The organism is Candidatus Pelagibacter sp. RS40, assembly GCF_002101295.1.
Lineage (GTDB): Bacteria > Pseudomonadota > Alphaproteobacteria > Pelagibacterales > Pelagibacteraceae > Pelagibacter.
In genome coordinates this window covers 307,890-322,093 of sequence record NZ_CP020778.1, presented here as the reverse complement: position 1 = coordinate 322,093, position 14,204 = coordinate 307,890, and the positions used below count along the sequence as shown (strand labels likewise).

The following is a 14,204-nucleotide window of genomic DNA, read 5'->3' as shown; positions in this document are numbered from 1 at the left end:
ATGTATACAGTAATTGATCTTGGCTCTTCAAAAGTAAAAATTATAACATTTGATCAAAAAAAAAAAATAATTTCTCATTTATCAGAAAAAATCGATAATAATGAAAAATTTGAAGAAATCACAAGTATTATAAAAAAATTAATAAAGAATTCAGAAAAAGAAATTTCCAGTCATATAGAAGATATTAATTTATTGTTTGATGACTCTAATTTTTTCACAATAGATATATCAATAAAAAAAAGAATTGATCACATTAAATTACCAAATGACCTTAAGACTGAAGCTTGTCGAGAATGTATCCAAATTATAAATAGCTACTATAAAGATCTTAAAATAATTCAATTTTTTACAAGCTGTATTAAAGTAGATAAAATAGAATTAAAAAAAATACCAAATGATCTTAAAGATCATTCAGATATTATTTTTGAATTCAAATTTTTGTGTATATCTATTGAAAATTATTCTCATTTAAAAAATATTTTTTCTAAAAATAATTTAGAAATTAAAAATACTTTTTGTTCTAGTGTTGTAAGGTCTTTCAATTATATAAATAATTTTAAAAATGAAAAATATATCGCATTTTTAGATATTGGTTTTTTAAGAAGCTCTCTAATTCTATTTAGAGATGGCAGTTTACGCTTATTTAAAAATATACCTATAGGTGGGCAAAGTATTACAAAAGATATTTCTTATATAATGAAAATCGATCTAAAAGACTCTGAGGAGATTAAACATCTTTTTAATAAATCAGAAACAGAATTCTCTTATGCTAATGAAATTAAACAAAAGGAAGACAATTTAACAAAAAAATTAATTACAAAAAAAATATCAATAGATTTATTAAAAAAAGTTATTTTAGCCCGTGTTGAAGAAATTTTTAATTTGTTGTTTGAAGATGTTAAAATTTCAGAAACTATAGATAAAGATGAGATTTTGTTAGTTTTGATAGGCGGTGGAGCTAAGTTGTTTGATAAAAATTCTTTTAACTTTGAAAGTTCTAACAATTTCAAAGACATAATTTTTTATGACGAAACAGATAAAGAGATTTGCAAATCAGGTTTGGAGTATGCTTTAAAATACAACCTAGAAAAGGAAAATTTCATTAAAAATAATAAAAACAAAGGAATTTTTGAGAGATTTTTTAATCTTTTTCAAAAAATATAGTTGTATTTTGTTGTAATAATACTTGTATGTCTAATTAATCAACCATTTATTATAAGTCTTGAGTGTCTTTATTAACTCAAAAAACTTTAAGCAAAAAATTCTCAGTCAGTGGAATAGGTGTTCATACTGGTGCTGAAGTTAACATGAATGTTTTACCTGCTTCAGCAAATACAGGTATAGTTTTCAAGAGGATTGACTTAAAAAATAACAACTTAATTATACCCAATTACAATAATGTAATGGATGCAACACTGTGCACTGCGGTATCAAACCAATATGATGTAAAAGTTTCTACTATTGAGCATTTGATGGGAGCATTTTATGGTTTGGGAGTTGATAATGCTATTGTTGAATTAGATTCACAAGAGCTTCCTATAATCGACGGCTCAGCAAAAAAATTTGTAGAATTAATTTTGAAAGCCGGTTTTAGAAATTATGATGATCCCATCAAGTTAATAAAAATTGAAAATAAAGTAGAGCTTAGAGAGGGAAACAAATCAATTTCAATTGATAAATCAAATGTTACTTCAGAAATTGATTTTGAAATAAAATATGAAAATCCAACTATACAAACTCAAAGAAATAAAGTCAGTCTATTTGAGGATGATCTTAATGATATTTTTAACTCAAGAACTTTTTGTCTTTATGAAGATTTAAAAAAATTAGAAGAACTTGGGCTAGGTAAAGGTGGCAGCTTAGATAATGCAGTTGTTGTAAAAGATAATACTATTTTAAATAAAGAAGGACTTAGAAATAATTTAGAGTTCGTTAATCATAAAATTCTTGATTGTATGGGTGATCTTTATTTGTCTGGTTATAGAATAATTGGATCGGTAAAATGTTCTCAAGGAGGACATAGCTTAACAAATAAACTATTGAGAAAATTATTCGCAGATAAAAAAAATTATTCTTTGATTGAAATTAAGGGAAAAAACCTTCCACATTCGTTTGCAAACAGAAGTCAATTGAGATCTATTGCTTAATAATTAGAAATTTTCATAAATTCTGCTAAATTTTTGAATGAATTTATTTTATAAAATTGTAATTTTAATATTTTTTCTAAACCTTAATTCTTGCACCAAAAAAGATGAAAAAATTTCAATAGTAGAGGAAAAGAGTTTAGAGACGCAAATGATCGATGCTTATAACGAAGGTCTCGAAGAGTTGGAAAAAAATGATGTAATTTTTGCTGCTAAGAAATTTAATGAAGCTGAAATCATTTACCCACAATCAATCTGGGCTCCAAGAGCAGCATTAATGGCTGCTTATGCTTATTTTTCCCAACTTTATTATGATGATACAATAATAGAATTAGAAAAATTTTTACGAAAATACAAAAATCACCCTAGAAGAGATTATGCTTACTATCTGCTAGCTTTAAGTCATTACAATCTAATAGTTGATGAAACTAAGGATTTAGAGGAAATACTTAAAGCCAAAGAATATTTTAAAATTATTATTAAAGATTATCCAAATACAGAGTTTGCAGTTGATGCAGAATTTAAACTTGAACTTATACAAGAAATACTTGCCTCAAAAGAAATGTACCTTGCAAGATATTATGTAGACAGGGAAAAATGGATACCTGCAATAAATAGATTTAAAACAGTAGTTAATGAATATGAAACAACTATATACGTCGAGGAAGCTCTTCATAGATTAGTAGAGTTACATTACAGATTGGGTTTAGTTGGTGAATCAAAAAAATATGCTTATTTATTGGGGTATAATTACCAATCAAGTGAATGGTATGAGGAAAGTTATAAGATTTTTAACAAGAATTATATTAATACAGCAAAAAAAGAAAATTTAGAAAAAGAACAATCAATATTGCATAAATTAAAAGATCTACTTAAATAAGTTGATCAGATGAATAAGGAAATTGAAAAAATATATAAAAGAAAGATAAAAGAATTCCAAAAACATAACAAATTATATTATGACAAAAGTGCACCAGCTATTTCTGATAAAGAATTTGATGAGCTTAAAGCCAATATAATAAATTTAGAGAAAAAATATTCTTTTCTCAGAAGTGTAAAATCTCCATCTTACTCTGTAGGTTTTAAACCGTCTAAAAATTTTGAGAAGTTTAAGCATAAAGTACAGATGTTATCTTTATCCAACGCATTTGATAAAGAAGATCTAATTAATTTTGAAAAAAAAATCCTAAATTATTTAAATGAAAAAATTGCATTAGAATATAGTGTTGAGCCAAAAATTGATGGTATTTCTGCATCTTTGACTTATTTAAATGGCAATTTAACTTATGGCGTTTCTCGTGGTGATGGAAGTGAAGGTGAGCTTATAACAAACAACTTAAAAACCATCAAAGATATCCCACATAAAATTTTAGATAAAAATATTCCTAAGGAAATAGAAATAAGAGGGGAAGTTTTTATTGAAAAAAAAGATTTTGAGAAAATAAAGGATAACTTTGCAAATCCTCGAAACGCAGCATCAGGATCACTTAGACAAAAAGATCCTAAAGAAACATCCAAGATTCCACTTAAATTTATTGCGTATACATTTGGATTTATTAGTGAAAATAAATTTAAAAATCAGTCTGATTTTTTGAACAAGCTAAAGTCCTGGGGATTTTTAACAAGTGATTATAACAAAGTAATAAAAACTACCGATGAGCTATTTATATTTCACGAGCAATTTGAAAAGAAAAGATTTGATTTAAATTATGATATTGATGGATTGGTTTATAAAGTAAATAGTTTACAATTACAAAAAAGATTAGGATTTACCTCAAATGCCCCTAGATGGGCAATAGCACATAAATTCTCTGCAGATCACGCATATTCTGAAATTTTGAACATCGATATCCAAGTTGGACGAACAGGAGCTTTAACACCTGTCGCAAAAGTCAAACCGGTAAATATTGGAGGTGTAGTGGTATCAAATGCAACCTTACACAATGAAGATGAAATTATAAGAAAAGATATAAGAATTGGTGACACAGTAAAAATTGAAAGAGCAGGAGATGTTATCCCTCATGTTTTAGAAGTTGATCTTAAAAAAAGAAAAAAAACACAAAATAAATTTATATTCCCAACAATATGTCCTTCTTGTGGATCTAAGACAGAAAAAGAATTTAATAAAATTACCAAAAAATTCGATGCAGTTAGAAGATGTACTAATGATGGATACACTTGCAATAAAATTGCAATAGAAAAAATTAAACATTTCATATCAAAAGATGCAATAAATATTGACGGGCTAGGTAAAAAAGTAATTGAAAAATTTTGGGACTTAAAATTTATAAAATTACCTCAAGATATCTATAATTTAGATTACCAGAAAATTTCCTCTCTTGATGGATGGGGATCACAATCAGCTTCAAATCTTAAATTTTCAATTGAAAATTCAAAAAAAGTTACCTTAGATAAATTTATTTTTTCATTAGGAATAAGACATATTGGAATAGAAAATGCTAAAATAATCGCTGATTTTACAAAAAATATTAAAAGTTTTTTAAATTTTTTAAAAAAAGATAAAATTAAAGAACTAATTAACATTGATGGAATAGGAGAAACTCAAGTTAAATCTTTAGAAAAATTCTTTCAAAATAAAACAAATATTAAAGTTGTAGAAAAATTAAGTGAGATACTGAGCGTTAAAGATAGAGAAGTTAAAAGTAAAGGGAAATTAAAAAATGTTTCTTTCATGTTTACTGGCAAACTTCAAAACATTAGTCGAGCAGAGGCTAAAAGTTTAATTGAGGAAAATGCTGGTAGTATTGTTAGCAGTGTAACAAAGAAATTAGACTACTTAGTGACCGGTGAAAAACCAACTAATAGAAAAGTGGAGCAGGCTAAAAATTTGGGAATTAAAATACTTACCCAAAAGGAGTGGTCTGATTTATTCAATTAGTTTTGCAAGCCACTTTCTCTCTTTGTTATTGAGATATGCTGATAATTTTGAGTAAGTTTCCAAGTGGTAAGAAAAAATATAATCTTTTTCAATTTTTGTTAGCATATTTTCATCTATTAAATCTTTTTCAAGAGGAGCAAAAGTTAAGTTTTTGAAACAAAGATTTTTATTATTTCCATCTATATAGACTAAATTTTCAATTCTTATTCCAAACTTGTTTTCCAAATAAATACCTGGCTCATTGCTAACAATCATACCTTTTTTGAGTTTTATAAAATTGTTTTTAGCTATACTTTGTGGACCTTCATGGACATTCATAAAAAACCCAACTCCGTGCCCAGTTCCATGTCTATAGTCTAAATTTATAGAGTTAATACTTTTTCTAGCTAGTTTATCTATATTATTTCCATTTTTTAATTTATCTATTTTTGATATTGCAACTGCTATGTGACCTTTCAAAACCCTTGTGTAAAGCTCTTTAGTTTTCTTACTAGGATCACTAAAAGAAATTGTTCTTGTAATATCAGTTGTACCCCATTTGTATTGCCCACCTGAATCTACTAATAAAAGATGATCTTTATTAAGTTTACGATTTGATTTTATATTGGATCTATAGTGAATTATTGCACCGTTTGGTCCTGACCCTGCAATTGTACTAAAGCTTGGAAATAAATAATTTTTGCTCTTCTTTCTAAAACTTTCCAATTTTTTTTCAACTTTAATCTCATCCAATTTTTTAACATTTGAATTTTTTATCCAGAATAAAAATTTTGTAACTGCAACACCATCTTTAATATGTGCTTCAATCATATTTTTAATTTCAATCTTATTTTTAATTGATTTTAAATCATAAATTGGATCAACTCTTTTTCTAATTAAGAACCTTGAATTAATTAATTTTTCATTAAAAACCGAACAGGTTTTGCTGTCTATGCAAAATGATTTTCCTTTTAAAGAGCTAAGTATTTTAAAGAAATTTTCTTTTTCATAAAAAGAAATTTTATTTTTTAAAAATTCTTTTTTTATATTTTTTAATTTTTTAATATTTCCAAATAGTATTATGTTTTTATTGCTAGTTAATATAGCTTGAAAATTAGCTATCGGAGAGTTTGGCAAATCTTTACCTCTAATGTTAAGTAACCAGCAAACATTTTCTCCTGAACTGATAAATAAATTATCTAACTTTTCACTTTCAACAATTTTATTCAATCTATTAATTTTACTTTTTGAACTTTCCCCAACAACTGAAGTATTTATATGATAAATTAGATTATCTTTATTAACAATCTCAGCTTTAGTTCTGAATAGATTAGATTCTACTGGAAATAGATTACAAGAATTATTAAAATATCTTTTTAAAGTATCTGTTGTAAATAACTTTGGGTCAAAACCAATATTAAGTCGAGCATCTTTTTTTAATATGTCTTTTGGCCATTCGTAAGGTATCTCATGAATTTTAAATTTTTTTCCTGACTGTTTTTTAGCTTGTATTGTGTATCTGCCATCAACAAATAAATGATTTGAGTTTTTTAAAATTAATATAAAGCCTGCAGATCCAGAAAAATTTGCAACAATTTCAAGTTTATTTATTTTTGAATATTCTGTAAAAAACTCATCGTTTTTTGGTACTATGTATCCATCTAGATTATTAAGATTAATTAGATTTTTAATTTTATTTATCATTTAATTTTTTTTGATATCTCAGCCATCCAGGACTTCTAATTGGTTCATCGAATTCAATGTCCTGGTTAAATTCAAAATCTTCCTCGCTTTCATCAATAAAATTGTTATTTTTTTTTAAATTTTCATCTGGCAATTCATCAATAAACCTAGATGACATGCTATCAATCCAATCACCTTGATAAAATCTATTCATAGAAAAAGATATTTTCGCTATTTTTTTTGCTCTGGTTATACCCACATAAGCCAGTCTTCTTTCCTCTTCTAAACCATTCTCACCTTTCTCCTCTATGCTTTTTTGATGAGGAAACAGACCTTCCTCCCATCCTGGCAAAAATACAACGTCAAATTCTAAACCTTTTGAAGCGTGCATGGTCATAAGGTTTACTTTCTCAGTTTCCCAATCTTGATCCAAAGACGTTGCAAGGGCAACATGTTCTAAGAAACTTTCAAGATTATCAAATTCTTTCATAGCACTTAATAATTCCTTTATATTTTCTAATCTATTTTCATTTTCCAAGTCTTTTTTGTTTTTTAGCATTTCACTGTATCCAGATTCATCCAAAACAAGTTGCAAAAGTTTATTATGATTTATTTTATTTTTTAAATCTCCTCTCCATTTTTGCAAAAGATTTAACAATAAATTTAATCCTAATTTAGTTTTTGGTTTAATTTTGTTTTCTTCAATAAGTTTTCTTGCTGCATTTTCCAACGAAGTTTTATTTACTTTTGAGTACTCATTAATTATTTTGATAGTTGTATCTCCAATTGACCTCTTGGGAACATTAATTATTCGTTCAAAAGATAAGTCATCAAAAGGTTGGTGAATAACCTTTAAATATGCAACACAATCTTTAATTTCAGCTCTTTCATAAAATTTAATACCTCCTACAATTCTGTAAGGAAGTCCTATTTTTAAAAATCTTTCTTCAAATTCTCTAGTTTGGAATATAGCTCTAACTAAAATTGCTACTTCGTTAAGAGAATAATTTTTTTTAATTCTCTCAATTTCTGCACCAACTTCAGTTGCCTCATCTTTAACATTTCTAAAACAACTTAAACTTACCAACTCTCCATCATCATGATTAGTGAACAAAGTTTTTCCTACTCGATTTTGATTATTTTCAATTAATTTAGACGCAACACTCAAAATATTTTGTGTTGATCTATAATTCTTTTCCAAACGAATAACCTTTGTATTTTCATAAACTTTATCAAATTCTAGAAAGTTTTTTATTTCCGCACCTCTCCAACTGTAAATTGATTGGTCATCATCACCAACACAACAAATATTTTTATTATGACCTGATAAATATCTTAACCATTCACTTTGAATAAAATTAGTATCTTGATATTCATCAACTAAAATATATTTAAATTTCTTAGAATATAATTCAGCAATATCAGTATATTTTTCAAATATTTTTACTGTATGCAAAATCAAATCACTAAAATCTGCTGAATTTAGATTTACCAATTTTTCTTGGTAAATTTTGTAAATACTTAAAAAGTTTTTTTCTAAAGGATCTTTTCTTTTCAGAATAACATCTTGAGGATAAAAACCTTTATTTTTCCATTTATCAATAATTGCAAGAATATACTTTGGTGATATTTTTTTTATATCTACATTCTCTGCTTTACATATATTTTTAATAAGTCTTACTTGATCATCTTGGTCTATAATTGTAAAATTACTTTTGAGTCCAACAGCATCAGCGTGTTTTCTAAGAAGTTTTGCACTAATTGAATGAAATGTTCCAAGCCACGGTAATCCCGTAGCATCTTTCCTGAGCAATTTAGACACTCTTAATTGCATTTCTTTTGCAGCTTTATTTGTAAAGGTGACAGCTAAAATTTGGTTTGGAAATGCTTTATTTTTTTTTATTATATGTGCAATTCTTGAGGTAAGAACTTTAGTTTTACCTGATCCTGCACCGGCTACTATCAAAAGAGGACCATCTAAACACTCTACAGCTTTTCTCTGATTTTCATTTAAATTTTTTAAATATTCTGAATTTAACATCTAATTTTTTATAGTATAAGCCATATTAAATTTTATGAGGAAAAGAAAAAAAATAGACTCTCCCACAATTATTTTGTCATCAATTATTGTAGTTTTTACAATAATTATATTTTTATCATTACCAGTTTTTTTTAATTATAAAAGTATACAAAATGAAATAGAAAATAAATTTTTTTCAGATTTTAAGATTAGTCTAAAAATTTTAGATAATATTTCTTTCAGGGTACTTCCAAGACCGCATTTATTAATTAAAAAAGCGAATCTCGACTTTAATTTAGAAGATGAAAAATCTGCAATTACAGAGGTAGAAAACCTAAAACTTTTTATACCAAGTAATAAGATTTATTCAAAAAAAAATATGATTATTACTGATATAAAGTTTCAAAATATTAATTTAAATCTTAAAATAAGTGATATTAATGATATTAGAAATCATCTCTATTATAAAATTAATAAACCAATAAATATTTCTAAAATAAAATTATTTTTAAATGATAATAAAAATAATGTAATCTTAATTGCGCCAATTAAAAAAGTTAATTACCAGATAAACGAAAATTTTACAACAAAGGAGCTTCAATTAAAAGGATCTATATTTGATATTGAATTTAAATCTAATTGGAAAAGAAACTATAACGAACCCAAATCATCATTAAATGAATTAAATTTTAAAAACCCAAACATATATATAAAAAATTTATTTAAATATGAAAATAAAAAAGAGTTTAAAGGCAGTAGTTCAATTGATTTTTTGAATGAAAATATCTCATTAAATTATAATTATAAAGATTCTATAATTGAAATTAACTCACCGGAAAAAAAAAATAATCAAAAAATTAAATTCAACTCAATAATAGAACTCAACCCATTTTATTTTGATGGAGAAATAATATTTGAAGAAAAAAAAATAAGTTTTATGACTGATTACATATTAAATTCAATTTCTAATGCTGATAAAAAATTGTTAGAAAATTTAAATGGAGAATTGAAACTATCATTATCAAATTTAGATAGTAAAATATTAAGCAATGGAAAAATTTCACTACTTATCAATGAAGGGCAAATTAAACCCCTAAACTCGTTTTTTGAGATGGATAAAATAGGCATAATTAAATCTTCTTATAATTATCTAATTAAAGAAGGTGAGCTTTTTTTTGAGACTAGCAATATTCTTAGTATTAATAACCACAAAGAATTAGCTCGAAAATTTCAACTTAATTTTAAAAAAATTAAAAATATTGAAAAAGTATATTTTGATTTTATTAGAAATATAGATACAGGGGATATGTTTTTATCAAATATATTTATTAATGATAAAAACTCTCAAAATCTATTAGAGGAGATAATTAAAACTAACAATATGTTAGTTCTCAAATCTACTCTGAGAGATATTTTAAACTAACTTGGTTTGGTCATTATAAAAGGATTTACAATATGATCATACTCCTTTTCATTAATAAGTCCTGTTTTTAAAGTCTCGTATTTAAGTTTTGTTCTATTCTTTAAAGCTTTTTTTGCAATTTTAGCAGCATTATCATAACCAATCTTTGGGGCGAGTGCTGTTACAAGCATTAAAGAATTTTCTAAGTGTTCTTTAATCTTTAATTTATCCGCTTTAATTCCATTCACACAAAACAAACTAAAGTTTTTTACGCTGTCTGCAATAATATCAATAGACTGAAGAATATTGTGTGCAATTAAAGGTTTAAAAACGTTTAGTTCAAAATGTCCATGAGAACCAGCAACTGTAATTCCTGTATGATTTCCAATTACTTTAGCACATACCATTGTTACAGCTTCGCATTGTGTAGGATTTACTTTGCCAGGCATAATTGATGAGCCAGGTTCATTTTCTGGCAAAATTAATTCACCATAACCTGCTCTTGGTCCTGAACCTAAAAATCTTATGTCGTTGGAAATTTTCATCAAAGCAACAGCACAGGTATTTAAAGATCCTGAAAAATTAACTATTGCATCATGTGCAGCAAGTTCAGAGAATTTATTTGGTGCAGTTTTAAACTTGATCTTACAAAATCTTCCTATCTCTTTAACTATTTTTTTATCAAAATTTTTTTTTGTATTTATTCCTGTTCCTACTGCAGTGCCACCTTGCGCTAAAAAAAGAATGTCATTAAGACAATATTTTATTCTATCCAAACTCTTTTTTATTTGCTGATGGTATCCAGAAAATTCTTGGCCTAGAGTAAGTGGCGTTGCATCTTGTAGATGTGTTCTTCCAATTTTAACAATTTTCTTAAATTCAACAGACTTTCTCCTTAAAGAATTTTCTAAAATTTTTAAGTTTGGAATTAACTTTCCAATTGTTTCTTTTGCTATTGAAATATGCATAGCAGTAGGAAAAACATCATTTGTAGATTGAGATTTATTTACATGATCATTTGGGTGAACAGGTTTTTTTGATCCTTTTTTACCTTTAAGAATTTGGATTGCTCTATTAGCAATAACTTCATTTACATTCATATTTGTTTGAGTTCCAGATCCTGTTTGCCAAACTTTTAAGGGGAAATTTTGATCTAACTTTCCAGCAATAACCTCATTTGAAGCTTTAATTATTGCACTAGCTACTTTACTTGATATCGATTTATCTTTTTTATGAACTATTGCAGCAGATCTTTTAATTATTGCTATTGATTTAATTATAGATAGATCAACTAGTATTTTTCCAATATTAAAATATTTATTTGATCTTTGGGTAGATGCTCCCCAATACTTATCATCAGGCACACTTATAGATCCAATGCTATCGTATTCTTTTCTAGTTTTCATTTAATTGATTAAAGTTTCAAATTATTTATATACTAGAATTTAATAATCTTACAGGAGTAAAATGACTAACTTTCAAAAGGTAAAAACATTTATGCAAACATTTGGCCAAGAAGTAAAATCAAAACCTTCTTTTAGTTCAGAAAAAATAAATGATTTAAGATATAATTTAATTAAAGAGGAACTAGATGAATTAAAGCAAGCAATGGACGATAAGGATCTATTAGAAGTTGCTGATGCTCTTACTGATATACTTTATGTGACTTATGGGGCAGGCATAGCTTTTGGGATTGATTTAGATAAATGTTTTGAAGAAGTCCAAAACTCTAATATGAGCAAATTAGGAGTTGATGGAAAACCAATTTATAATGAAGCCGGAAAAGTAATGAAGGGACCTAATTATTTTAAACCAGATTTGTCAAAATTTGTTAAATAATACTTAACCATTGGGGTTTTTTAAATAGGACTTTAGCATTTTCGCAGTTAAGCTCCTTATCAAATTCAAATTCTTTTTCTTTTATTTTAATTAGTGCAAAAGGTTTACTATTATTAATTAAAACTTTTCCAATTTCAGTATTATTTACTTTAAGGATTTCATTATCTATATTTCCTTCTAAAAGTGTAAGAGGAAGTATTCTTTTACTCAATTTATTTTTATGTTTAATTCTAGCTGTATTCTCCTGTCCAACATAACAACCTTTCTTAAAATCTATTCCTCTTAATTCCTCAAAATTACATTCAATACCAAATAATTTATTTTGTAGCTTTTTTGTATCTATTTGAGGAACTCCTAGAGAATGACTTAAGTCATAATATTCTTCAACATTTGATGATTGTAAATTTAATTTTTTCAAAGAAAGATATAACTTTTCAAGATTAATAATTAGTCTAGCGCCCAATTCATTATGCCTTGGATCTAATAATATAGTGTCCTCTCTAAATTTAGTTGTATATCCATTTTGATCTTTAGAGTTTCCTAGTTCTAGAAATTTATCTTTATGAAGTGCTGCAACAACAAATTCATTACTAAGATTCAAAATATCAACTTTAGATCTTAATTTATATATCGTTAATTGCTTATATAGTTCATCTATAATTTTTTTTTCACAATCTAAAAAATAACCTGACTTATGCTTTACAACTATAAAGTCATATAAGTATTTTCCTTGAGGACTTAACAAACCAGCAAAACACGAATTATTTTCTGATACTGCATCAATATCATTCGTGATAATGTTTTGAAGAAATTCTTTTACATCATATCCGCTTACATAAAGTAAACCTCTATCTTCTAAAATATACACATTATTTTTTTTCATAATTGAATGATCTAATATATTAATATAATAACTTTTGTGAAAAATGTTAGATTTAATCATAAAAAATGGATCCTGCTATATAGATGGAAATCTTACTAAAACAGATATTGGTGTATCAAACAGTAAAATTTCTCATATTGGAAATCTTGAACATGAAAAAAGTAAGGATATTTATGATGCAAACAATCTAACTGTTTTACCTGGATGTTTAGATACACAAGTTCATTTTAGAGAGCCAGGATCTACAGATACTGAAGATCTTCATTCAGGAAGTAGAGCGGCAATTGTTGGAGGCATCACAGGTGTATTTGAAATGCCAAATACAAATCCACCAACTTCAAATAAGAAAGAATTTCAAAGAAAACTGGATCTTGCAAAAAATAAAATGTACTGCAACTATGCTTTTTATTTTGGTGCAACAGCTGATAACGCTGATGATTTAGCAAGTTTAAAAACATTAGAAGGGTGCTGTGGGATAAAATTATTTGCAGGATCTTCGACTGGAAACTTATTAGTTGCCGAGGAAGATGACATTGACAAGGTTTTTCAAAATAGTTCTAAAGTTGTTGCAGTGCATTCTGAAGATGAAGCAATATTAAATACAAATAAAAAACTTATTAAAAATGGAGATGTTCATACACATCCAGTATGGAGAAGTGTTGAGTGTGCTTTATCTTCAACAAGAAGAATTGTAAGAATTGCTGAAAGATATGATAAAAAAGCACACATCCTTCATATAACAACTAAAGAGGAAGTAGATTTTTTATCTCAACACAAAGGCAATATTACATTTGAAATAACACCCCAACATTTAACACTGTATGCCCCTGATTGTTATGACAAACTTGGTACTTATGCTCAAATGAATCCTCCTTTAAGAGATAAATCACATTACGACAGATTGTGGTATGGGGTTAGAAACAATTTTAATGACACCATTGGATCCGACCATGCTCCACATCTAAAAACAAATAAAGATAAAGAATATCCAAATTCACCATCAGGAATGCCAGGTGTACAAACATTGTTACCTGTAATGCTAAATCATGTAAATGATGGAAAATTAACCTTAAACCAACTTATGAATCTTTTGTGTGAAAACCCAGTTAAAATTTTTGGAATTCAAAATAAAGGCTTTATCAGAAAAGATTATGACGCAGATTTTACAATTGTTGATATGAACAAAATAATTGAGATACAAAATGAAAAAATTGAAAGTAAGTGTGGTTGGTCACCATTTAATGGATACAAATTTAAAGGAACACCTGTCGCAACAATTATTAATGGAAAAATTAAAATGAAAGATGGCAATATAATTGGTGATCCTGAGGGAGTTCCTTTAAAATTTGAGTAAA

11 protein-coding genes are annotated in these 14,204 nt (G+C 26.6%); 7 read left to right on the top strand and 4 right to left on the bottom strand.

Annotated features, from left to right (window positions below; genetic code table 11):
- The 4 genes from B8063_RS01750 (at position 1) to ligA (ending at position 5,043) form a co-directional block, all read left to right on the top strand.
- The gene (locus tag B8063_RS01750; RefSeq protein WP_085068877.1) at positions 1-1,164 is read left to right on the top strand and encodes a cell division FtsA domain-containing protein; all 1,164 of its coding nucleotides are present in this window, start codon (positions 1-3) and stop codon (positions 1,162-1,164) included.
- A gap of 62 nt (positions 1,165-1,226) precedes the next feature.
- Complete coding sequence (gene lpxC, locus B8063_RS01745) at positions 1,227-2,147, top strand: UDP-3-O-acyl-N-acetylglucosamine deacetylase (protein ID WP_085068875.1); 921 nt, start codon at positions 1,227-1,229, stop codon at positions 2,145-2,147.
- A 37-nt stretch (positions 2,148-2,184) separates the two neighbouring features.
- Entirely contained in the window at positions 2,185-3,024 is an 840-nt protein-coding gene (locus tag B8063_RS01740; RefSeq protein ID WP_085068873.1) for an outer membrane protein assembly factor BamD, read from the top strand.
- A 9-nt stretch (positions 3,025-3,033) separates the two neighbouring features.
- Positions 3,034-5,043, top strand: coding sequence for an NAD-dependent DNA ligase LigA (gene ligA, locus B8063_RS01735; protein WP_085068871.1), 2,010 nt, complete (start codon positions 3,034-3,036; stop codon positions 5,041-5,043).
- Here the strand turns inward: ligA and B8063_RS01730 are convergent.
- Together B8063_RS01730 and B8063_RS01725 are read right to left on the bottom strand one after the other, a co-directional pair.
- Positions 5,032-6,726, bottom strand: coding sequence for an aminopeptidase P family protein (locus B8063_RS01730; RefSeq protein ID WP_085068869.1), 1,695 nt, complete (start codon positions 6,724-6,726; stop codon positions 5,032-5,034). The genes ligA and B8063_RS01730 overlap by 12 nt on opposite strands.
- Positions 6,716-8,746, bottom strand: coding sequence for an ATP-dependent helicase (locus B8063_RS01725; protein ID WP_085068868.1), 2,031 nt, complete (start codon positions 8,744-8,746; stop codon positions 6,716-6,718). The genes B8063_RS01730 and B8063_RS01725 overlap by 11 nt, the downstream gene beginning before the upstream one ends.
- 34 nt (positions 8,747-8,780) lie before the next feature.
- Here B8063_RS01725 and B8063_RS01720 point away from each other — a divergent pair, with 34 nt between their 5' ends.
- Positions 8,781-10,148: a hypothetical protein gene (locus B8063_RS01720; RefSeq protein ID WP_085068866.1), complete on the top strand. Its 1,368-nt coding sequence runs from the start codon at positions 8,781-8,783 to the stop codon at positions 10,146-10,148.
- Here B8063_RS01720 and fumC read toward each other — a convergent pair.
- On the bottom strand, positions 10,145-11,533 hold the full coding sequence (fumC, locus tag B8063_RS01715; protein WP_085068864.1) for a class II fumarate hydratase: 1,389 nt from the start codon (positions 11,531-11,533) through the stop codon (positions 10,145-10,147). The genes B8063_RS01720 and fumC overlap by 4 nt on opposite strands.
- 61 nt (positions 11,534-11,594) lie before the next feature.
- Between fumC and B8063_RS01710 the strand changes: the two genes are divergently transcribed.
- Positions 11,595-11,966: a nucleoside triphosphate pyrophosphohydrolase family protein gene (locus tag B8063_RS01710; protein WP_085068862.1), complete on the top strand. Its 372-nt coding sequence runs from the start codon at positions 11,595-11,597 to the stop codon at positions 11,964-11,966.
- Here B8063_RS01710 and ygfZ read toward each other — a convergent pair.
- Positions 11,959-12,849 carry a CAF17-like 4Fe-4S cluster assembly/insertion protein YgfZ gene (ygfZ, locus tag B8063_RS01705; RefSeq protein ID WP_085070843.1) on the bottom strand — a complete coding sequence of 297 codons (891 nt, stop codon included), beginning with the start codon at positions 12,847-12,849 and terminating at the stop codon, positions 11,959-11,961. The two genes, B8063_RS01710 and ygfZ, sit on opposite strands and share 8 nt — an antisense overlap.
- A gap of 43 nt (positions 12,850-12,892) precedes the next feature.
- Between ygfZ and B8063_RS01700 the strand changes: the two genes are divergently transcribed.
- Positions 12,893-14,203 carry a dihydroorotase gene (locus B8063_RS01700; protein ID WP_085068860.1) on the top strand — a complete coding sequence of 437 codons (1,311 nt, stop codon included), beginning with the start codon at positions 12,893-12,895 and terminating at the stop codon, positions 14,201-14,203.
- Position 14,204 lies beyond the last annotated feature (1 nt).